Annotated in this window: 20 protein-coding genes; 10 read left to right on the forward strand and 10 right to left on the reverse strand. The window is 67.5% G+C overall.

The genetic code is table 11. The annotated features are described in order from the left end of the window. Positions 1-39 precede the first annotated feature (39 nt). The 4 genes from C7I84_RS18930 to C7I84_RS18945 all read right to left on the reverse strand — a co-directional run bounded on the left by C7I84_RS18930 (position 40) and on the right by C7I84_RS18945 (position 2,613). On the reverse strand, positions 40-378 hold the full coding sequence (locus C7I84_RS18930) for a hypothetical protein (RefSeq protein ID WP_106773782.1): 339 nt from the start codon (positions 376-378) through the stop codon (positions 40-42). A 282-nt stretch (positions 379-660) separates the two neighbouring features. Then, a complete protein-coding gene (locus C7I84_RS18935; RefSeq protein WP_106773783.1) occupies positions 661-906 on the reverse strand; it encodes a hypothetical protein in 246 nt (81 codons plus the stop codon). A 192-nt stretch (positions 907-1,098) separates the two neighbouring features. After that, positions 1,099-1,305, reverse strand: coding sequence for a DUF2442 domain-containing protein (locus tag C7I84_RS18940; RefSeq protein WP_106773784.1), 207 nt, complete (start codon positions 1,303-1,305; stop codon positions 1,099-1,101). Positions 1,306-1,326: 21 nt separating this feature from the next. Further along, positions 1,327-2,613, reverse strand: coding sequence for an amidohydrolase family protein (locus tag C7I84_RS18945; RefSeq protein WP_106773785.1), 1,287 nt, complete (start codon positions 2,611-2,613; stop codon positions 1,327-1,329). A 66-nt stretch (positions 2,614-2,679) separates the two neighbouring features. Here C7I84_RS18945 and C7I84_RS18950 point away from each other — a divergent pair, with 66 nt between their 5' ends. Together C7I84_RS18950 and C7I84_RS18955 are read left to right on the forward strand one after the other, a co-directional pair. Continuing rightward, complete coding sequence (locus C7I84_RS18950) at positions 2,680-2,877, forward strand: hypothetical protein (protein ID WP_106773786.1); 198 nt, start codon at positions 2,680-2,682, stop codon at positions 2,875-2,877. A 6-nt stretch (positions 2,878-2,883) separates the two neighbouring features. Continuing rightward, positions 2,884-3,456, forward strand: coding sequence for a Fic/DOC family protein (locus tag C7I84_RS18955; RefSeq protein ID WP_106773787.1), 573 nt, complete (start codon positions 2,884-2,886; stop codon positions 3,454-3,456). A gap of 28 nt (positions 3,457-3,484) precedes the next feature. On the opposite strand, the gene C7I84_RS18960 is transcribed toward C7I84_RS18955, so the two are convergent. The 4 genes from C7I84_RS18960 to C7I84_RS18985 all read right to left on the reverse strand — a co-directional run bounded on the left by C7I84_RS18960 (position 3,485) and on the right by C7I84_RS18985 (position 8,682). Then, entirely contained in the window at positions 3,485-4,426 is a 942-nt protein-coding gene (locus C7I84_RS18960) for an ABC transporter permease (protein ID WP_106773788.1), read from the reverse strand. Positions 4,427-4,673: 247 nt separating this feature from the next. After that, a complete protein-coding gene (locus C7I84_RS18970; RefSeq protein WP_106773790.1) occupies positions 4,674-5,723 on the reverse strand; it encodes an ABC transporter permease in 1,050 nt (349 codons plus the stop codon). Between the two features lie 225 nt (positions 5,724-5,948). Beyond that, on the reverse strand, positions 5,949-7,448 hold the full coding sequence (locus C7I84_RS18980) for an ABC transporter ATP-binding protein (protein WP_342587168.1): 1,500 nt from the start codon (positions 7,446-7,448) through the stop codon (positions 5,949-5,951). Positions 7,449-7,644: 196 nt separating this feature from the next. After that, complete coding sequence (locus tag C7I84_RS18985; RefSeq protein WP_106773791.1) at positions 7,645-8,682, reverse strand: BMP family protein; 1,038 nt, start codon at positions 8,680-8,682, stop codon at positions 7,645-7,647. A 238-nt stretch (positions 8,683-8,920) separates the two neighbouring features. On the opposite strand from C7I84_RS18985, the gene C7I84_RS18990 reads away from it, so the two are divergent. The 6 genes from C7I84_RS18990 to C7I84_RS19015 all read left to right on the forward strand — a co-directional run bounded on the left by C7I84_RS18990 (position 8,921) and on the right by C7I84_RS19015 (position 17,030). After that, the gene (locus tag C7I84_RS18990; RefSeq protein ID WP_106773792.1) at positions 8,921-10,129 is read left to right on the forward strand and encodes a glycosyltransferase family protein; all 1,209 of its coding nucleotides are present in this window, start codon (positions 8,921-8,923) and stop codon (positions 10,127-10,129) included. A gap of 10 nt (positions 10,130-10,139) precedes the next feature. Further along, the gene (locus C7I84_RS18995; RefSeq protein WP_106773793.1) at positions 10,140-11,378 is read left to right on the forward strand and encodes a glycosyltransferase; all 1,239 of its coding nucleotides are present in this window, start codon (positions 10,140-10,142) and stop codon (positions 11,376-11,378) included. Next, complete coding sequence (locus tag C7I84_RS19000) at positions 11,378-12,502, forward strand: glycosyltransferase family protein (RefSeq protein ID WP_106773884.1); 1,125 nt, start codon at positions 11,378-11,380, stop codon at positions 12,500-12,502. The genes C7I84_RS18995 and C7I84_RS19000 overlap by 1 nt, the downstream gene beginning before the upstream one ends. Before the next feature lie 260 nt (positions 12,503-12,762). Continuing rightward, positions 12,763-15,477, forward strand: a complete 2,715-nt coding sequence (locus tag C7I84_RS19005) for an ABC transporter ATP-binding protein (RefSeq protein ID WP_106773794.1) — start codon at positions 12,763-12,765, stop codon at positions 15,475-15,477. Between the two features lie 40 nt (positions 15,478-15,517). Beyond that, positions 15,518-15,982 (forward strand): cyclic nucleotide-binding domain-containing protein, encoded by a 465-nt coding sequence (locus C7I84_RS19010; protein ID WP_106773795.1) that lies wholly within the window; start codon positions 15,518-15,520, stop codon positions 15,980-15,982. A gap of 175 nt (positions 15,983-16,157) precedes the next feature. After that, a complete protein-coding gene (locus C7I84_RS19015) occupies positions 16,158-17,030 on the forward strand; it encodes an MBL fold metallo-hydrolase (RefSeq protein ID WP_120785125.1) in 873 nt (290 codons plus the stop codon). A 2-nt stretch (positions 17,031-17,032) separates the two neighbouring features. Here the strand turns inward: C7I84_RS19015 and C7I84_RS19020 are convergent, their stop codons facing one another. After that, positions 17,033-17,785, reverse strand: coding sequence for a polysaccharide deacetylase family protein (locus tag C7I84_RS19020; RefSeq protein WP_106773796.1), 753 nt, complete (start codon positions 17,783-17,785; stop codon positions 17,033-17,035). Next, positions 17,782-18,861 carry a glycosyltransferase family 4 protein gene (locus tag C7I84_RS19025; RefSeq protein WP_106773797.1) on the reverse strand — a complete coding sequence of 360 codons (1,080 nt, stop codon included), beginning with the start codon at positions 18,859-18,861 and terminating at the stop codon, positions 17,782-17,784. Before C7I84_RS19025 ends, C7I84_RS19020 begins: the two co-directional genes overlap by 4 nt. Positions 18,862-18,968: 107 nt before the next feature. On the opposite strand from C7I84_RS19025, the gene C7I84_RS19030 reads away from it, so the two are divergent. Continuing rightward, complete coding sequence (locus C7I84_RS19030) at positions 18,969-20,138, forward strand: DUF3095 domain-containing protein (protein ID WP_106773798.1); 1,170 nt, start codon at positions 18,969-18,971, stop codon at positions 20,136-20,138. A 154-nt stretch (positions 20,139-20,292) separates the two neighbouring features. Continuing rightward, on the forward strand, positions 20,293-21,633 hold the full coding sequence (locus tag C7I84_RS19035) for an adenylate/guanylate cyclase domain-containing protein (protein ID WP_106773799.1): 1,341 nt from the start codon (positions 20,293-20,295) through the stop codon (positions 21,631-21,633). Positions 21,634-21,660: the final 27 nt, after the last annotated feature.

Genomic DNA, 21,660 nt, shown 5'->3' on the forward strand with positions numbered 1-21,660 from the left:
CGGGGCTTCAGCCCGATGACATGCCAGCAGTTCAAGCCGTCAGTCTGATTTCATCTGGCAGTTCGGACCGAACCAGTTTCCCGTCGTGGTGTCGAGATCGTTGTCCATATCCGCGGCGCCGCAGACGGGATAGCGGTCGTCTCCCCGGCGCTGAATGCTGAGCGCCTTGTTGCGCTCCCGTTCGTACTGGTCGTCGTCCGCTTTCTGGTCCCGCTGCTCGGACAGGTTCATCATGCAGCTCGCGAACGCGTCCGTGCCCTGCTCGAAGCCGAAGCCGCTGCATTTGTCGCGATCGGCGGTTTGCTGATCCTCCGCGCTGACGCAGCCGCTCGCTGCCAGCAAGACAAGCCCGAACGCATACGAGACAAGCTTCCGCACCTGTGGTCTCCTGAAAAAGCGAATGACATCAACAGCCGCATCGGCGTTTCGCTGTCAAGATCGCCCCGGCAATCCGGCTGAGCGAGTCGGGACGGCTCGGCCGTTGGCCAGCGGTTGTCGGATCACGCCGTCAGACGCTCGGCGACTGGAAAGCGCGTCGAGGCTCGCCGCCGATGATTTCGCATGATCATCTTTGCGGACTCGCATCTCGGAGCATCGGTGACGTGAACGAAAAATCGTCGGCGGCAAGCCTCGACGCACGGTGCTCGTCGGCGCAGTCGATCACGGCGTGGCCAGGATCGGCCGGTAAACGACGACCGGGCGGTCCCAGGTATCGAGGTCGCGCCGGTTCTCGGCACGGCGGAACAGGTCGAGCCGCTGCAGGCACTCGGCGAACGCGTCGGTGCGTCCCCGGAACCCGTAGGACCGGCATTGTGCCTCGTCGGCGGCGCGGCGTTCCTCCGCCGTCATGCATCCCGAAATCAGAAAAGCGAGACCGGCCACCGCCACAATGCCTGCCCAGCGCATGGTCCGCTCCTAAGTTGAAACTTTTTCTCTACTTATCGCAGTTCGCAGCGATCTCCAATATGGCAGCGCGGCATGGCCAGCGCTTGGTGCGAACAGGCCCAAGGCTCAACCCGCGCTCCTGCGCGGACGTCCGCCGCTGGCTCCGTTGAGACGCGCGGCGACGGCCTTTGCCTGCGACTTGGCCCGCCCGGCCTAGGCTGCCATGTATTTGGCCGTGCCGAAAATACCGGCGGCGAGGCCCGCTACGGCAAAGTCAACGTCGAGCCTCTCCCAATGCAGGCCGATGCCGTCGCCGACGATCTCCACCTCTGCCAAATCCTCGTCCCGGGCATTCGCCAGATCCTGCACCTTGTCGACAGGGAACGAAACCGAGGCGCCGCTCCTGAGCTCAACCAGCATTTTCCGATCGCGATGGGTTATTCAATGACCGGCAGGATCGTGTCGCCGCTCCACCGCCGCCGGCCGCCCGGCGATCGACAGTCTCGTCGCCCGCTTCTCCCGCTCGGCGACCACCTTGCCGCGGGCGATCACACAGAGCCGCTCGGCGCGCAGGCGCAGCGCCTCGACCGGGCTTCCGGCGTCGAGCACCACCAGGCTGGCGCGCTTGCCCACTTCCAGGCCGAGATGATCGAGGCCAAGAATCGCGGCGTTGACATTGGTCACCATGTCGAAGCAGCGGATCATGTCGGCGGGACTCGACATCTGCGCCACATGCAGCCCCATGAAGGCGACGTCGAGCATGTCGGCGGTGCCGAGCGAATACCAGGGGTCGAGCACGCAGTCCTGGCCCCAGCCGACGCGGATGCCATGCTTCAACATCTCCGGCACGCGGGTCAGGCCGCGGCGCTTCGGATAGGTGTCGTGCCGGCCCTGCAGCATGATGTTGATCAGCGGGTTGGGGATGGCCGAGACGCCCGCCTCGGCGATCAGCGGCAGCAGTTTTGAGACGTAATAATTGTCCATGGAGTGCATCGAGGAGAGGTGCGAGCCGGTCACCCTGCCCTGCAGGCCGAGGCGCTGCGTCTCGTAGGCGAGCTGCTCGATATGGCGCGACAGCGGGTCGTCGGTCTCGTCGCAATGCATGTCGACCGGCAGGCCCCGCTCCGCCGCGATCTCGCAGAGCTCGGTGACGGAACGCCGGCCGTCGTCCATGGTGCGCTCGAAATGCGGTATGCCGCCGACCACGTCGACACCCATGTCGAGCGCGCGGACGGTATTTTCCCGTGCCTTCGGGTCGCGATAAAAACCGTCCTGCGGAAAGGCGACGAGCTGCAGGTCGATATAGGGCGAAACCTCCTTCCTGACCTCCAGCAGCGCCTCGACCGCCAGCAGCCGGTCGTCGCAGGTGTCGACATGGGTGCGGATGGCAAGCAGGCCCATCGACACCGCCCAGTCGCAATAGCGCAGCGCCCGCTCCTTCACCGCCTCGTGGGTGAGCAACGGCTTCAGCTCGCCCCACAGCGAAATGCCTTCCAGCAGCGTGCCCGAGGCGTTGATGCGCGGAATGCCGTAGGAGAGCGTGGCGTCCATGTGGAAATGCGGATCGACGAAGGGCGGCGAGACGAGGTTTCCAGTCGCGTCGACGAGGCGGCCGGCAGCGACATCCAGCTTCGGCTCGATCGCGCGAATGGTTTCGCCGGAAATGCCGATGTCGGCGACGCGGCCATCGGGAAGCGTGCCGCCCTTGACGATCAGGTCAAAACTCATCTTTCGCCTTTCGTGGCTTGCCAATCAACGATTTTGCCCGGCCCTTGAATGTGTTAGCGTGAAAGCATGAAAAGCTCCACGCCTCGCAAGCCGCGCCCCGCAGAGAGCAGCCGCTTCGTACTCGGCCGCGGCCGCGGCGAAAAGATCAGCGCCGTCGAAGGGATGACGTTGAGTGAACGCATGGCGCGCCTGCTCGACCGGAGCGCCGGCCTGAGCGGCGACGAGCGTCGTGCGCTCATTAAGGAACAGGTCCGAAGGAAGTAGCGGCTGGTGTACACCGCCGAAGCCGACCCGCATTGCTATCCGGGCACGACGGTTCTCCGAAACCTGCTCGACATCCAGGATCCGGAACTTCTCGAAGAGGCCGAACTCGCGCTTTTCCTTACGCGCGCCGAGGAGCCGTTTCCTGCCGGCGAATTCGATGTTCAGCACTATCTCAGCCTGCACAGGCACCTCTTCCAGGACGTCTATCCCTGGGCCGGAGACATCCGGACGATCCGGATCGGGAAAGCCGGCAACTGGTTCTGTTATCCCGAATACATCGCAGCGGAGCTGAACCGCATCTTCGTTGAACTCGGTACCCCTGAGACGCTGGCGCGCATGACGGACACGGCCTTCGCCGCGCATGTCGGTCACTTTCTGGCGGAAGTGAACGCGATACATCCGTTTCGAGAGGGAAATGGCCGCACTCAATTGGCGTTTCTTGCCATCCTCAGCGAGCATGCAGGCTTCGGCTTCAATGAAAAGATACTCGACCGAGACAGGGTCATGCATGCAATGATCGAAAGCTTTTCTGGAAACGAAGCTCTCCTGGTCTCGGTCATTCAGGATATCATCGCGTAGGTGGGACTCCGGTCATCTCCTAGTCCTCTCACCTCTCCCCCTTCTGGTACGGGATCATCAGCGCCTTCGGATAGGTCGCGCGGCGGGCGACCAGCACCAGCGCCAGGATCGACAGGACGTAGGGCATCATCAGGAAGATCTGGTAGGGGACCACCCCGCTGGTAATCTGCTGCAGCCGCACCTGGTAGGCGTCGAAGGCGGCGAACAGGATGGCGCCAATCAGCGCCTTGCCCGGCCGCCACGAGCCGAACACCACCAGCGCGATGCAGATCCAGCCGCGGCCGTTGATCATCTCGAAGAAGAAGGAGTTGAAGGCCGACATGGTCAGGAAGGCGCCGCCCACCGCCATCAGCGCGCTGCCCACCATGACGGCGCCGATGCGCATGCCGCTGACGGAAATGCCCTGCGCCTCGACGGCCGACGGGTTCTCGCCGGCGGCGCGCAGGGCCAGGCCGAGCGGCGTGCGGTAGAGCACCCAGGCGACGACCGCGACGGTGAGGAAGGCGAGATAGGTCAGCGGCGTCTGCGAGAACAGCGCCTGGCCAAGGATCGGTATCTCAGACAGGCCGGGGATCGGCAGCGGCTGGAACGGCTCGATCTTCGGCGGCGAGGTGACCTCCGGCAGGGCGAGGCGGTAGGTGAAGTAGGTCAGGCTGGTGGCGAGCAGCGTGATGCCGATGCCGACCACATGCTGCGACAGGCCGAGCGGCACGGTCAGCGTCGCATGCAGCAGGCCGAAGGCCGCCCCCGCAAGCGCTGCGACGGCGACGCCGGTCCACAAATCGCCGCTTGAATAGACGGTGAACCAGCCGGCGAAGGCGCCGACCGTCATGATGCCCTCGATGCCGAGGTTGAGCACGCCGGCGCGCTCGCAGATCAGCTCGCCCATGGTGGCGAAGATCAGCGGCGAGGCGATGCGGATGGCAGCGACCCAGAAGGAGGCTGTGAGGAGGATGTCGAGGGCTTCCATCACATGCCTCGCGATGTCGACGGGGAGGCCTGATGGTGGCGCCGGTGTTCCTTCGCACCCCCCTCTGTCCTGAGCTTGTCGAATGGGCCGGACATCTCCCCCGCAAGGGGGGGGATTGGCAGCTTCGTCGACACCGCCTCTTCTGCGACCTTGGCGATTGGCGAAACCGAAACGGCCGGCCAATCTCCCCCCTTGCGGGGGAGATGTCCGGCAGGACAGAGGGGGGTGCGAAAGAGCGCCTTCATCCTCACCTCCACCGCACCCTGAACCGCGTCAGCAGGATCGCCACCACCATCGTCAGCAGGGCGGTCGCCACCATCACGTCGGCGATGTAGCTCGGCACGCCGGCGGAGCGGCTCATCGCGTCGGCGCCGACGAAGATGCCGGCGACGAAGATCGCCGAGGCGATGACGCCGAGCGGGTTGAGCATGGCGAGCATGGCCACCACGATGCCGGAATAGCCGTAGCCCGGCGACAGGTCGAGTGTCAGGTTGCCCTTCAGCCCGGCGACCTCCGAGAAGCCGGCGAGCGCGGCCAGCCCGCCCGACAGCAGCGCCGTCTTCATCAGCACGCGGTTGACCGGGATGCCGGCGAAGCGCGCCGCCTCCGGATTGTGGCCGACGGCGCGCATCTCGTAGCCGAGCGCCGTCTTCTTCATCACCACCCAGACCGCGACCGCCGCGGCCAGGGCGATGACGAAGCCGTAATGCAGGCGCTTGCCCTGGATGATGCGCGGCAGTTGCGCCTCGGCGATCACCTTCTGCGACTGCGGCCAGCCGAGCCCGGTCGGGTCCTTCAGCACGCCTTCGAGCAGCATGGACACGAACAGGAGCATGATGAAGTTGAGCAGCAGCGTGGTGACCACCTCGTCCACGCCGAAGCGCGTCTTCAGCAGCGCCGGCCCGAGCAGCAGCAGCGCGCCGGCCAGCATAGCGGCGATCATGATTACAGGGATCAGCAGGAGGGACGGCCACGGCAGCAGCCCGGTGCCGAGTACCACGGTGACGACCGCGCCGGCATAGAGCTGCGCCTCGGCGCCGATGTTCCAGAGCTTCGCGCGGAAGGCGACGGCGATGGCGAGGCCGGTGAAGATCAGCGGCGTGGCGCGCGTCAGCGTCTCGACCAGCGCGAACTGCGAGCCGGCGGCACCGCGCGCCACCAGGGTGAACACCGACAGCGGCGAGGCGCCGGCCGCCAGTACCAGCAGCGCGGCGAAGCCGAGCGTGGCGACGACCGCGCCGACGGGATAGAGCAGCGTCGCGGCAAGCGACGGGGCGGGTTTGGGCTCAAGGCGCATGAAGTGCTCCGCGGCCGGAGCGGCTGTTGGACGGATGCCTGCGCTCCTTCGCACCCCCCTCTGTCCTGCCGGACATCTCCCCCGCAAGGGGGGAGATTGGCAGCGTCACGGCTGCCGCGCGATCGTCAACGTCGGCGTTTGGCGAAACCCGACCGGCAAGCCGATCTCCCCCCTTGCGGGGGAGATGTCCGGCAGGACAGAGGGGGGTGCGAAGGAGCGCCACCCTCATGCAGCCGCCTCCAGCCCATGTCCCGCCATCAACTCGCCCAGTTCGCGGACCGAGCGCTCGCCGCGCTTCGACGGCGCCGAGATGCGGCCCTTGAAGATCACCGCCACACGGTCGGACAGCGCCACGATCTCCTCCAGATCCTCGGAGATCAGCAGCACCGCCGCGCCGCGGCCGCGCGCCTCGATGAGCTTTGCATGCACATAGGCGACGGCTCCGACGTCGAGGCCGCGCGTCGGCTGGTTGGCGACAACGATGCGCGGCTCGGGGTCGAGCGCCCGGCCGAGGATCAGCTTCTGCATGTTGCCGCCCGACAGCAGGCGGATGCGCGTGTCCGGCGACGGACATTTCACGTCGTAGTCGGCGATGATCTCCCTGGCGAAGGTCCGGGCCGCGCCCCAGTCGAGGAAGCCGCGGCGGCTGAAGCGCTCCGAGCGGTAGCTCTCCGCGATCAGGTTCTCGGCCACCGTCATGTCGCCGATCGTGCCGACGGCATGCCGGTCCTCCGGGATGCGGCCGATGCCGAGGTCGAGCGCCTCGCGCGTCGACCACGGCCGGTGCTTCTCGCCGTCGAGCAGGATGTCGCCGGCTGTCGACGGCTCGCTGCCCGACAACAGGGCCGCCAGCGCCGCCTGACCGTTGCCGGAAACGCCGGCGAGCCCGAAGATCTCGCCGCCGCGCAGCGTCAGCGCGGCGCGGTCGAGCGGCGCGCCGGAGCTTTTTCCGCCTGTCGAGACCTCGTCCAGGACGAGGATGCGTCCCCCATAAGGCACGTCGACGATCGGCGGCAGTGCCACGTCCTGGCCGACCATCAGCGCCGCGAGCTCGGCGCGGCTGGTCGCGGCCGTCGGCCGCTCGCCGGCAAGCTTTCCGCCGCGCAGCACCAGCACGCGGTCGCTGACGGCGGTCACCTCGTTGAGCTTGTGCGAGATGAAGATGATCGACAGTCCCTGCCCGACCAGCAGCTTGAGCGTCCTGAACAGCGCTTCGCTCTCGGACGGCGTCAGCACCGCCGTCGGCTCGTCGAGGATCAGGATCTTGGCGTCGCGGTAGAGCGCCTTGAGTATCTCGACACGCTGACGCTCGCCGACGCTGAGCGACGCGACCGGTGCGTCCGGCTCGGCGGCGAGGCCGAAATCGGCGGACAATTTTGCGATGCGCGCCCGCGCGGCAGCGCGGTCGAGGCGCGGCCGCCACAGCGCCTGGGTGCCGAGCGCGATGTTCTCCAGCACCGTCATGTTCTCGGCCAGCGTGAAATGCTGGTGGACCATGCCGATGCCGGCATCCAGCGCGGCACGCGGGTCGCCGGGCGGCAGCGGCCGGCCGAACGCCTCGACGCCGCCCTCGTCGGCGACATAATGGCCGAACAGGATGTTCATCAGCGTCGTCTTGCCGGCGCCGTTCTCGCCGAGCAGCGCCACGATCTCGCCCCTGGCGAGGTCGAGCGAGATGGAATCGTTCGCCACCAGCGCGCCGAAGCGTTTGGTGATGCCTTGCAAGCGAAGGACGGTTTCGCGGTGCTCCCCTCCCCCTTGCGGGGAGGGTGGCAGCGAAGCCGCCGGGTGGGGTTCTTGCGGCAGGGCTCGACGTCCTTTTCCTGAAATATCCGCGCCAGAAGAGACGCCGAGCGCGGCCGCACGGACCCCACCCGGCGGCTTCGCCGCCACCCTCCCCTCAAGGGGGAGGGAATCGGCGTCAGCTCGACTTCGGCTCCGCGTCGTTGATCTCCACGGTGAACGAGCCGTCCTTGATCGCCTTCTCCTTCTCGGCGACCAGCTTCTTCGCCTCCTCCGGCACCTTGGCCTCGAAGCTGCCGAGCGGCGCCAGCGAGCAGCCGCCCTCCTTCATGAACGAATAGACTCCATAATCGGCCGCCTTGAAGCTGCCGGCCTTGACCTCGGCGATCGCCTTGTCGAGCGTCGGCTCGAAATGCCAGAGCGCCGAGGCGACGACGGTCTCGGGATAGTCCGCCTGCGTGTCGATGACGTTGCCGATCGCCAGCACGCCCTTCTCCTTGGCCGCGTCGGACACGCCGAAGCGCTCGGCATACATGACGTCGGCGCCGGCATCGATCTGCGCGAAAGCCGTCTCCTTGGCCTTGGGCGGGTCGAACCACGAGCCGATGAAGGCCACCTGGAACTTCGTGTCGGGCGCCACCTCCTTCACGCCGGCCATGAAGGCGTGCATCAGCCGGTTGACCTCGGGGATCGGATAGCCGCCGACCATGCCGATCGACTTCGACCTGGTCATGGCGCCGGCGACGATGCCGCTGAGATAGGAGGCGTCCTGGATGTAGTTGTCGAACACTGCGAAGTTCGGCACGGCATCGTCCGGCTTGAAGCTGGAGCCCATCAGGAAGGCGACGTCGGGATAGTCCTTGGCCACTCCGCGGGCGGCGTCCTCCACGCCGAACACCTCGCCGATGATCAGCTTGTTGCCGGCCTCGGCATATTCGCGCATGACGCGCTCGTAATCGTTGTTGGACGTGTTCTCGGAAAACACATATTCGATGTCGCCGCGCTCCTTTGCCGCATTGGCGGCCTTGTGGATGCGGCTCACCCATTGCTGCTCGACGGGAACCGTATAGATCGCCGCGACTTTTACAGGTTCCTGCGCGAACAGCCGTGTCGGCAGGCCGGCAACCGCGGAGAGCGCCGAGCCGGCGCCCGCGGCCTTCAGGACGGTACGGCGGGAGAACCCGGAGACGCTCCGGGAAGAGTGACGGATAGGCATTTGGACCACCTCTGGTTGGCAGGCTTCGGGTTCGCCCCGTTTTTTATCGTTTGGTCAAGGTTATGCGAATTTCCACACCCCGGCAATCAACGCGTTCGTGCTGTCCACGGCCCTGTTCGAACGCGCCATCCGCCCCTATCTGAGGCCGCTCAGGGCGTAGACCGATCGGCTCTGCCCGTATAGGGTAGCGCGCGTTGGAGCGGGACGCCGCAAGGGCAAGGACCAAGGTGACACCGGCATGATGCGGCGCTTCGAACATGCTCGTATCCTCATGTACAGCCACGATACTTTCGGCCTCGGTCATCTCAGGAGATGCCGGGCGATCGCGCACTCTCTGGTCGAGGATTTCCGCGGCCTGCAGGTGCTGATCATCTCCGGCGCCCAGATCGCCGGCGCCTTCGACTACCGCGCCCGCGTCGACTTCGTGAAGATCCCCAGCGTCATCAAGCTCAGGAACGGCGAATACACCTCGCTGGAGCGGCATATCGACCTGCACGAGACGCTGAAGATGCGCCAGTCGATCATCCGCCACACGGCCGAGACCTTCCAGCCCGACATCTTCATCGTTGACAAGGAGCCGCTCGGCCTGCGCGGCGAGGTCGAGGAAACGCTGGCCTATCTGAAGACGCGCGGCACAACGCTGGTGCTGGGGCTGCGCGAAGTGCTCGACGCGCCGCATCTGCTCGACGCCGAATGGACGCGCCGCGACGTCATGCGCAAGATCGGCCTGTTCTACGACATGATCTGGGCCTACGGGCCGCCGGACTTCTACGATCCGCTCACCGGCCTCGACGTGCCGCCCTCCGTGCGGGCCAAGATGAATTTCGTCGGCTTCCTGCAGCGCAGCCTGTCCAACGACGAGGTGCCGGATCATCGCCCCGAGGGCGACTACATCCTGGTGACCACCGGCGGCGGCGGCGACGGCGCCGACTTGATCCACGACGTCATCCATGCCTACCAGCAGGATCCCGGCCTGACCCACAAGGCGCTGATCATGCTCGGCCCCTACATGCCGTCGAAGAAGCGGCAGAGGCTGATCGCCAAGGGCGCGAAGATCCCGTTCATCGAGATCCGCGAGTTCGACAACCGCATGGAAGAATTGATCGCCGGCTCGAAGGGCGTGGTGGCGATGGGCGGCTACAACACCTATTGCGAGATCCTCTCCTTCGACAAGCCGGCGCTGATCGTGCCCAGGGTCGCGCCGCGCGAGGAGCAGCTCATCCGGGCCCGGCGCGCCGCCGAGCTCGGGCTGATCGACATGCTACTGCCCGAGGAGGCAGAGGACGCGCAGCGCTTCGCCGCCGCGCTCAAGGCGCTGCCGAACCGGGCGCCGCCATCGAAATCGCGGCCGGACTTGCGGCTGGAGGGCCTCGTGCATATCTCCGAGATCGTCGGCGACTGGCTGGACAAGCGGCCGGCACCGCAGCTCTCCGTCGTCGAACGCTGATCCCCAAAGCATGCATCGCAAGGTCGCCGTCCTGCTCAAGGGCTATCCCCGCCTGTCCGAGACCTTCATCGCCCAGGAACTGCTGGGACTGGAGCGCGCCGGGCTCGACCTGGTGCTGGTCTCGATGCGCCGGCCGACCGACAAGAAGCGGCATCCGATCCATGACGAGATCAGGGCGCCGGTCGTCTACCTGCCGGAATATCTGCACGAGGAGCCGCTGCGGGTGGCTCGCGCGGCGCTGACCGGTCTGTTCAGGCCGGGGTTCTGGCGTGCCTTCGCCCGGTTCCTGCCGGACCTGTCGCGCGACTTCAGCCGCAACCGGTTCCGGCGCTTCGGCCAGGCGCTGGTGCTCGCCGCCGAATGGCCGAAGGGCGCCGGCTGGCTGCATGCGCATTTCATCCACACCCCGGCCTCCGTCGCCAGCTATGCCAGCCGCATCACCGGCATCGACTGGACCTGCTCGGCGCATGCCAAGGACATCTGGACCTCGGCGGGCTGGGACCTGGCGGACAAGCTGAAACACGCGCGCTGGGCGGTGACCTGCACGCAGTCGGGCTTCGAGCATCTGCGCGGCCTGGCGACGGCGCCTGAGCAGGTGCATCTCAGCTATCACGGGCTCGACCTCGACCGCTTCGCCCCCTTCCACGGGACGCGATCGGACGCCGACGGCTCGGACCCGCAACAGCCGGTGCTCATCGCCAGCGTCGGCCGCGCCGTCGAGAAGAAGGGATTCGAGACGCTGCTGGAGGCGCTCGCCCTGCTGCCGGCCGGCCTCGCCTGGCGACTGGAGCAGGTCGGCGGCGGCGATCGGCTGCCGCAACTCAAGGCCCTGGCGGAGCGGCTCGGCATCGCCGACCGCATCGCCTGGAAAGGCGCGCTGGCGCAGGAGGAGGTGCTTGCCCTCTATCGGCGCGCCGACCTATTCGCGCTGGCCTGCCGCATCGCCGGCGACGGCGACCGCGACGGCCTGCCCAACGTGCTGGTCGAGGCGTCGAGCCAGCGCCTGCCCTGCGTGTCGACGACGGTCTCGGGCATTCCCGAGCTGATCACCGACGGCGAGGACGGCCTGCTGGTTCCGCCCGAGGATCCCCAGGCGCTCGCCGCCGCGCTGGCAAGGGCGATCGGCGACCCGGCCCTGCGCAAAAAGCTCGGCGAGGCGGCGGAGCACCGCGTGCGCCGCCATTTCGACCACCACTCCAGCATCGGCCAGCTCGTCGGCCTGTTCGAGCAGGAATGGCGGAAGGCCTGATGGCGAGCGTCTTCTTCTACGTCCAGCACCTGCTCGGCATCGGCCATCTCGCCCGCGCCAGCAGGGTGGCGGCTGCACTGGTCGAGGACGGGTTTCGGGTGACGATGGTGACCGGTGGCCTCCCGGTGAAGGGCTTTCCCGGCCCCGGGCTCGACCATGTGGCGCTGCCGGCGGTCGGCTCGGCGTCGGAGGCGTTCTCCGGCTTGGTCGAGGCCGACGGCAAACCGGTCGACGAGGCTTTCCTGGCGCGGCGGCGCGACCTGCTGCTCGCCGCCCTGCACGAGCGCCGTCCCGACATCGTGGTGATCGAGGCGTTTCCGTTCGGCCGCCGGCAGATGCGCTTCGAGCTGTTGCCCCTGCTTGACGCGGTCGCCGCCATGGCGCCGCGGCCACGCCTCGTCACCTCCGTGCGCGACCTCCTGCAGGAGCGGGTCAAGCCGGGCCGCAACGAGGAGACGGTCGAGCTGCTCAACCGGCATTTCGATCTGGTGATGGTGCATGGCGACCCGGCCTTCGCGCGGCTGGAGGAGACTTTTCCGCTGGCCGCCGAGATCAGGCCGCCGGTCGGCTATTCCGGCCTGGTCGCCGCGCCGCCGCCGCAGCCGCCGCGCGAGGTTTTCAACGTACTTGTGTCGGCCGGTGGTGGCGCCGCCGGCGCCGAGCTGGTGCGGGCGACCGTCGAGGCGGCGCGGTTGCTGCCCGATGCCTCCGGCTGGGCGCTGATCACCGGGCCGAACCTGCCGCAGGCCGAGTTCGACGCGGCGGCGGCCGCAGCGCCGTCCGGTCTGCAACTGTTCCGGTTCCGCGAGGATTTTCCCGTCCTGCTCGGCGGCGCCGAGCTGTCGGTGTCGCAGGCAGGCTACAACACCGTCTGCGACGTGCTGCGGGCGGGCTGCCGTTCGCTCCTGGTGCCGTTCGCCGCCGGCGGCGAGACCGAGCAGCCGGCGCGGGCGGCGCGGCTTTCGCGGCTCGGACTGGCCGAAGCGCTCCCGGAAACCGGCCTGACCGGGCCGGTTCTGGCCGAGGCGATCCGCGCGGCGCTGGCGCGGCCGAAGCCGCCGCGCGCGACACTCGACCTCGACGGCGCCATGGGCTCGGCGCGGCTGCTGCGGGCGCTGCTGTGAGCACAGGCGGACACATCGTGCCGCCTTGCCCGGACAATGGCGCTGCGAACGGCCAGCTACATCTCGAAGCTGTCCACGGCCCCGCAGCACACCCGGGTGGCGTCCGCGAAACGGCTGTTGTAGGCTGCCGGCAGAGGACGGCATCCACGCATTTCAGACGGATTCTCATGCATTTCGCGAAGACGCTGACCCTGGGCGGCACTGTGGATGCGGACCGCCGGCATTGGCGGGCGCGCGGGCTGGCGGCGGACTGATTTCTCATGGAACGCAGCCTCGCCCGCTACATCTGGATTCACACCTGGCGTCAGCAGCTCTGGATCCTGTTCGTCGTCGCGCTGTCGATGATCCCTTATTTCATGTCGTTCGACCTGCCCAAGCAGATCGTCAACGGCCCGATCCAGGGACAGGGTTTCGAGACGCCGGGCGCCACCCAGCCGTTTCTGGCCATCGACTTCGACCTGCCCCTGCTCGGAACGGTCCATCTCTTCGACGGCTTTCAGCTCAACCGCACGCAGACCCTGGTCGGGCTGAGCCTGGTCTTCCTGGCGCTGGTCATCATCAACGGCATCTTCAAGCTCTACATCAACACCTACAAGGGGCGGCTCGGCGAGCGCATGCTGCGGCGCATCCGCTTCGAGCTGGTCGACCGGGTGCTGCGCTTCCCGCCCGGACACTTCAAGCGGGTCAAGTCGGCCGAGGTCGCCACGATGGTGAAGGACGAGGTGGAGCCGCTCGGCGGCTTCATCGGCGACGCCTTCGTCACGCCGGCGCAGCTCGGCGGTCAGGCGCTCACGGCGCTGATCTTCATCGTCCTGCAAAGCTTCTGGCTGGGCATGATCGCCGCGGTGATCGTCGGCATCCAGCTCGTGATCATCCCGCAGATGCGCAAGCGGCTGATCCGGCTCGGCCGCGAGCGGCAGCTGACGGCGCGCGCGCTGTCCGGCCGCGTCGGCGAGATCGTCGACGGCATCGGCGCCATCCACATCAACGACACGTCGAACTTCGAGCGCGCCGACATCGCCGACCGGCTCGGTACGATCTTCAAGATCCGCTACGATCTCTACCAGTGGAAATTCCTGGTCAAGTTCATCAACAACTTCCTGGCCCAGGTGACGCCGTTTCTGTTCTACCTCGTCGGCGGCTGGTTCGCGCTGCAGGGCCGCCTCGACATCGGCCAGTTGGTCGCCGTCATCAACGCCTACAAGGACCTGCCCGGGCCGCTGAAGGAGCTGATCGACTGGGATCAGAACCGCCAGGACGTGCAGGTCAAGTACCAGCAGGTGGTCGAGCAGTTCACGGTCGAGACGATTATCGACCAGAAGCGGCAGACCCTGACCGTGGACAAGGTGACGCCGCTGGAGGATGCGCTGACCACGAGCAGCCTGACGCTCGTCGACGACAGCGGCGCCAAGCTGCTCGATCGGGTCAGCCTGCAGGTCCATCCGGGCGAGAAGGTGGCCATCGTCGGAACGGCCGGCAGCGGCGCCGAAGCGCTTGCGGAGGCCTTCGCAGGCCTAATCTGGCCGGAATCGGGGCGCATCGCCGTCGGCAACCGCGATCTCCTCGACCTTTCCGAATCGGTCACCGGACGACGGATGGCCTATGCGTCCTCGGATGCCTATCTGTTCCAGGGCTCGCTGCGCGACAATCTTCTCTACGGGCTGAAGCACGCGCCGCTGACGGAGGTCCAGTATGACGGGACGAGCGCTACGCGGCGGCGCTGGAACGTCGACGAGGCGCGCAAGGCCGGCAATCCGGACTTCGACGTCGGCAGCGACTGGGTCGATTACGCCTCGGCCGGCGCCAGCGGTCCGCGCGATCTCTACCACTCCATCCGCCCGGTGCTCGACGCGGTCGTGCTGTCGCAGGACATCCTCGACCTCGGCCTGCGCTCGCGCGTCGACCCCGGCCTGCATCCGGAGATCAGCGGCCGTATCGTCGAGGTGCGCGGAGCGCTGCGCGAGCGGCTCGACACCGAAGGCCTCAGCAGCCTCGTCGAGTTCTTCGAGCCCGGCGCCTACAACACCCAGGCGACGATCGGCGAGAACCTGCTGTTCGGCGCCGCGACTGGGCCGGAGCTCACCGGCAAGGAACTGGCCGGCAACGCCTATTTCCGTGCCGTGCTCAGGCAGGACGGACTCGGCGAGACGCTCTATCGCATGGGCCTGGAGATCGCCGAGCAGGCCATCGAGCTGTTCGCCGACCTGCCGCCCGACCATCCCTTCTTCCAGCAGCTCGCCTTCATGACGGCGGAAGACATTCCCGAGTACCAGCAGCTGCTGCAGCGCCTGCGCGGCAAGCCGATCGACGCCGCCTCGGACGAGGACCGCGCCAGGATCATCAAGCTGTCCTTCGCCTATATCGAGCCCAGGCATCGTTTCGGCCTGCTCACGCCGGAATTGATGGACAAGATCGTGGCGGCGCGCCACCGCTTCTACGACGGCCTGCCCGCCGAGCTGCAGGGCGCCATCGAGCGCTACGATCCGCAGAAATACAACACCGCCGCCACGCTCAGCGACAACATGCTGTTCGGCCGCATCGCCCACAACCAGCCGGACGGGCCCGAGCGCATCCGCTCGCTGGTGCGCGAGCTGCTCGACACGCTCGGCCTGCACGACGAGGTGCTGGACATCGGGCTCGACTACAATGTCGGCGTCGGCGGCCGCCGCCTGACCAGCGCCCAGCGGCAGAAGCTCGATGTGGCGCGCGCGCTACTCAAACGCGCCGATTTCATCATCTTCAATCGCCCCCTTGCGGCGCTCGACCAGCGCGCGCAGGATGTGGTCACCAGGAACGTGCTCGAGGAGGCAAACCGAAGCGGACGCAATCCGGCAATCCTTTGGGTTCTGCCGAATCCACATCTTGCGGACCTTTTCGAGCGGATAATCGTTTTCCATAGCGGCGAACTCGTAGAGGATGGAACGCACGAGACTCTGAAGAAGGAAAACGGTATTTTCACACGGATGTTGGCATAGGGAGCCAGGCTGTGCGATGATCATTCGGGGTTGAACGATCATGCTGCTTAACGACGAAGTCGGGATGCTGCGGAAGGTTCCGCTGTTTTCCCGTGTGGCGCCGGCCAAGCTGAAACTGCTCGCCTTCACGTCGGACCGCGTGTCCTACAAGGAGGGGCAGACGCTGTTTCATCAGGGCGACGAGGGGGACGCCGCCTATGTCGTGCTGTCGGGCACGGCCGACATCCTCGTGGATTCGGCGGCCGGCCAGATCAAGGTGGCCGAGGTCGAGCCCAACGAGATCGTCGGCGAGATCGCCATCCTGTGCGACGTCTCGCGCACCGCCACCGTGCGGGCCAGCGCGCCCCTCGAAGCACTGCGTATCCGCAAGGACCATTTCCTGCGGCTTCTGACCGAATTCCCCGAAATGACTGTCGAGATCGTCAAGGTTCTGGCGGACCGGCTCAGCCATACCACGGCAGAGCTGACGGCCGCCCGCAGCAGAGCGAGGCAAGCCAATTCGTAGCGCGCGCGCAAAGCAACGTCCGGATCTGGACGTGAGACCCGCCGAACGCCGTATCGGCTACGGTGTGAAGGGCAATCCGCTCGACGCCCACGGGCTTCGCGCCCTCGAGAACTGCGATCCGCCGCCCGACCCGGCCCGCGTGCTCGCCGAGCGCCGAGCCGCCGAGCCGACGCCGCTGCTCGCCGGAGGCGGCGACACATCCTTCAAGGTCCGCATCTGGGGCGCGCGCGGCAGCGTGCCGGTCTCCGGCAGCGAGTTCCGCCGCTACGGCGGCAACACCCCCTGCGTGGAGATGCGCTGCGGCGGCCGCACCCTGCTCTTCGACGCCGGCACCGGCATCCGCCCGGCCGGCGTGTCGATGCTGCGCTCCGGCGTCCGCGACGTGCACCTGTTCTTCTCGCATTTCCACTACGACCACGTCCTCGGCCTGCCCTTCTTCGCGCCGCTCTACGATCCGTCGATCCGACTCGAGATCTGGTCCGGCCATCTCGCCGGCATCATGTCGACGCGCGAGATGCTGCGCGGGCTGATGCGGGCGCCATGGTTCCCGGTCGAGATCAGCATCTGCCGGGCCGCCGTGGTGTCGCGCGACTTCCGCTCCGGCGACGTGATCAATCCGTGGCCCGAGGTCACCGTGCGCACCGGCAGCCTCAACCATCCGGGCGGCTGCATCGGCTACCGGGTCGAATATGGCGGCCGCGCCGTCGCCTTCATCTGCGATACCGAGCATGTCGAGGGGGCGCCGGACGCCAATGTGCTGGCGCTGATCGAGAACGCAGACCTGGTCATCTACGATGCGGCCTATACGGACGAGGAGATGAAGAGCCGCCGCGGCTTCGGTCATTCCTCCTGGCAGGAAGGCGTGCGGCTGTGCCGGGCGGCCGGCGCGAAAAAGCTGGCGCTGTTCCACCACGATCCGTTCCGCACCGACATCGAGCTCGCCCGCATCGAGGCTCGCGCCAAGGAGGCCTTTCCCGGCGCCTTCGCCGCCCGCGACGGCCAGTCGCTGACCTTTCAGGCAAGGCAGGCGGCGAAGAAGCAGGTCTGAGCTCAATCGCCCAGCAGGGCGTCGACACCTACCCATCGCCCGGCGCCATCCGGCGTGGTGATCTCGAACAGCCGTTCCAGAAAATCCCAGGCGGACTCGTCGTGGACGAGGTGGTGCGTCAGCACGCCGACGGGCGGGCGCGACGGATCGGCGAAACCCGCGTCGAGCCCGGCGACGATCTCGGCCACGATGGCCGCGTGATCACGGCAGCCGCGCGTGCCGTGCCAGTCCATGATGTCGACGGTCGTGTTGACGAGCCGCAGCGGCGCCGGCTTCGGCGGCCCGAAGGTGGAAAGGCCGCGATAGCCGAGGCCGGCAAGCGCGGGAATGAGCGCCGCGTCGATGCGGTTCCACGGCGGCACCAGCAGCGGCGCCGAGCGGGCGAACATCACCCTGATGCGCTTCAGGCCCTGCGCCAGCTCGCCGAGAACGGTCGCGGCCGGCCGGTGCGGGCCGAGCTCCTGCTTCTTCTCGCCCGCCGGTGCATGGTTCTGGTGCGACCAGCCGTGGACGACGGCGGTCACATGCGGCTGCATGGCGAGGCGCCGGGCAAGGTCGCGCTCGGCATGCGCCGGTATGACGGCCAGCGCCACGGGGACGCCGCGGCGGGCGGTGAGGCCGACAAGGCGGTCGAGCGGCGCGGTCGGCGCCACGGCATCGTCGTCGCGCAGCCAGAACACCGGCTGCCTTCCGGCGTCGCGCCAGCGCTCGAGCGCGGCGGCAAGGTTCTGCCAGCTGCTGACGGCAGGAGTCATGCTCCGAGTCTCCGCAGACAGGCGGCCAGCGTGGCGGAGGCCGTCGTCAGCGACCGCTCCGCGAGCACGAAACGGCGAGCCCGCTCCCCCATGTCCCGCCTGACATCTACACCGGACAGCAGCTTTCGGACAGCCGTCGCATAGGCCTCGACGTCGCCCTCCGGGGTCAGCAGGCCGGTCTCGCCGTCGCGCACCACCTCCGGCACGCCGGCTGCGGCCTGGGCGACGACCGGCAGGCCCGCCGCCTGCGCCTCCAGATAGGCGAGGCCATAGGCCTCGCCGGAGCCCGGCCAGACATAGATGTCGCCCCCGGCCAGAATGCCCGGCACCTCTTCCGGTCGCCGTTCGCCCAGCCATTCGACCCGTTCCGGAGGCAGGTTTGCGAAGAAGCCGCGAACCTCGTCGCGCGAAGGCCCGTCACCGACGACGGCGAGGGTCCAGGGCAGATCCAGGCAGGTTCCGAGCGCCGCGGCAAGCATCCGGTAGCTGTCCAGCTTGTCGCCCGGTCGCATCATCGCCACCGTCACCAGCCGCGGCGGCGCCGAGCCCTTCGCCGGCGCCGGGTAGGCGGCCGTGTCGATGAAAGGCGGCAGCATGGCCAGCCTGTCCTGCCCGAGGGCCGCGGCGAGACCGTCGAAATCGCGGCGGGTGAAGCACAGGTTGAGCGCCGCATGCACCAGGCCGCGCTCGACCACGGCCTGCGCCTCGGCCCACGGCCCCTCGCGCCGGCGTCGGGAAAGCGAAGCCTCGGCCGTGACATAGGGGATGCCGAACTCGGCCGTCAGCGGCGGTCCGAGGAAGTCCGGGGCCTTGTAGTAGGGGTGGTAGCAGAAGAAGAGGTCCGGCCTGCCGCCGGCGCGCCAGCCGGCGGCAAGCTCCGCCGCGGCGGCCTCGCCCGCCGCCCGCCGCTGGGCGAAGCCGTCGGGTGTGGGCGCGTAGCTGCGAAACTGCGAGGCGACGAAAACCGTATGTCCTGCAAGACGCATCGCCTCGATCAGCAGCCGCGCCATCAGCCGGTCTCCGGAAGGGACCGGATGATCGGGCGCTTTCATCGGAGCATAGAAGGCGATGCGCATGGCGCGAGCCTATGCCGACGCGACCGCCCCAAGTCAATTTGCGGCGGCAGGCCGGCAACCGCGCACTGGACCAAAACAGGACCGCGAAAATATGCTAGGAAGCAGACATGGGTGCTGTCACGCTGGATGATCCCTTCTTCGCCGCGATCCCGACCTTCGCGCGCTTCGAGGGCGTCGTGGATCCCGCCAACTACCGGCCGCTGCCCGACCATTGGGTGCTGGCCACCACCGACATCGTAGGCTCCACCCGAGCGATCGCCGGCGGGCGCTACAAGGCCGTGAACATGGCGGGCGCCAGCATGATCTCGGCGCTGCTCAACGCGCTCGGGCGCCGCGACCTGCCTTTCGTGTTCGGCGGCGACGGAGCGCTGGTCGCCTTCCCCGAACAGGGCGCGGCGATCGCCGAGGCCACGCTGGCGGCGACGCAGGCCTGGGCCGCCGACGAGCTGGAGCTGACGCTGCGCGCCGCGCTGGTGCCGATGCGCGAGGTGCGGGCGCGCGGGCTGGACGTGCGCGTCGCGCTGTTCCGCGCCAGCCCGGACGTCTCCTACGCCATGTTCATCGGCGGCGGCGCCAGCTGGGCCGAGGCGGAGATGAAGGCCGGGCGCTATGCCGTCGCGGCGGCGCCGAGCGGCACGCGGCCGGACCTCAGCGGCTTGTCCTGCCGCTGGAACCCGATCCATGCCCGCCACGGCGAGATCGTCTCGATCATCGCCGTGCCGGCTTCGGGCGCCGACATGCAGGCCTTCCAGAAGCTGGTCGCCGACGTGCTGGCGATCGCCGCCGAGCAGGACCGCGGCGGCCACCCCGTGCCGTCGGAAGGTCCCGAATTCGGCATCTCGCCGGCCGGCCTCGAAGCAGAGGCACGGGCGGCCACCCCGAAGGGACGGCGCTTCCTGACCAAGCTTTCGGTGCTTGCGCAGATGCTGCTCGTCATGGCGCTGCACAAGGCCAACCTCAGCATCGGCCGCTTCGACGCCCGCCGCTACACGCGCGAGGTCGCCGACAACTCGGACTTCCGCAAGTTCGACGACGGGCTGAAGATGACCCTCGACCTCGACCAGGCCGGCCTGGCCAGGATCGAGGCGCGCCTGCGTCAGGCCGAGGCGGAGGGCGTGTGCCGGTTCGGCCTGCACCGCCAGGATTCGGCGCTGATGACCTGCATCGTCGCCACGCCGCTCCAGTCCGATCACATCCATTTCATCGACGGCGCCGCCGGCGGCTACGCCCTGGCGGCCGCCAACCTCAAGTCCAAGCAGATGGCGGCGGCTGCCTGATCATCATCGACACGCAATCTTGGGTTTCTGTCAGCTGGCTTGTTCAACAACGCCTGGCCCACACCTATATACCCTTTCGGACCAGCCTCCGCGCCATCCTCCCCGGCGCGGTTTTGCTTTTCCGACAATGACTTCCACGACCGGAGGATCCCGGATGACAAACGGTGCTCAAGCCGACGTTTCCACAATTCTCATGGACAAGGTCGCCGACTGGCTGACGGCCTCGTCACTGGCGGGCGACGATCTCGAGACGATGGTGCGCGGCTTTTGCGAACGCCTGGCGGCGGCGGGAATGCCGATCGCCCGCGTGCATCTTTCCTTTTCCATGCTGCATCCGCTCTACGACGCGCTCGGCTTCACCTGGGAGCGCGGCTCGGGCATGCGGGTGGAAGGCTTCCGCCAGAAGCCCGGGCAGAAATCGGAACAGTTCCTGCGCAGCCCCTACTACTACCTGCTCAACAACAAGCTCGACCATCTGCGCCGCCGCATCGATTATTCGGGGCCTTCGGAGTTCCCGATCTTCGACGACCTCAAGACGCTCGGGGTCACCGACTATCTTGCCTTCCGGCATATGTTCACCGCCGGCAGGGAGCAGGGCATGCTGGGCTCCTGGTCGACCGACGCGCCGTCGGGCTTCACCGAAGGCATGATCGCGGCGCTGCTGCGCATCCAGAACCATCTGGCCGTGGCCGCCAAGATGGCGGTTCTCAACCGGCTGGCCGACAACATGCTGACCACCTATCTCGGCAACGACGCCGGCAAGCGGGTGCTCAACGGCAACATCCGCCGGGGCCAGGGCGACACCATCCGCGCCGCCCTGGTGATGGCCGACATGCGCGGCTCGACCATGATGGCCGAGCAGGAGGGCCGCGAGGCCTATATCGACACGCTGAACCAGTTCTTCGACGCCATCGCCGCTCCCTTCAACCGGCGCGGCGGCCAGATCCTCAGCTTCCTTGGCGACGGCTTCATCGCCGTCTATCCCTGCGACCGCCACCACGAGCCTTCGGAGATCGCCTGCAAGGCCGCGCTCTCGGCCGCCCACAAGGCCACCGCCAGGATGGCGGCCCTCAACGAGGATCGGCGCCGCCGGGGCCTCGCCGAGATCGGCTACGGCATCGGCCTGCATGTCGGCAACGTCATGTTCGGCAATGTCGGGCTGAACGACCGGCTCACCTTCTCGGCCTTCGGCTCGGCGGTCAACGAGGTGCAGCGACTGCAGGCGCTGACCAAGAAATATCCGCACAGCCTGATCGCCAGCGAGGAGTTCGCCGGCTACAGCGGCGGCGGCTGGATCAACATCGGCAAGGAGAAGTTGCGCGGCGTCAAGGAAAGACTCACCATCCTCCACCCCGACATGACCGACATCGTCGATTCGGAGGACGATGCCTTCGAGATCAGCTATGACGGCGTCTCGGATGCCGAGCAGCTCATGCTGCTCTATCGCGACAGTGCGGGAGCCGGCTCCACCGGCAATGGAAAGGCTGTGCAGTGAAAACGGGATTGATCCGGATGGCGACGG

This window comes from Kumtagia ephedrae, from assembly GCF_003012745.1.
In the GTDB taxonomy this organism is placed as follows: Bacteria; Pseudomonadota; Alphaproteobacteria; order Rhizobiales; family Rhizobiaceae; genus Kumtagia; species Kumtagia ephedrae.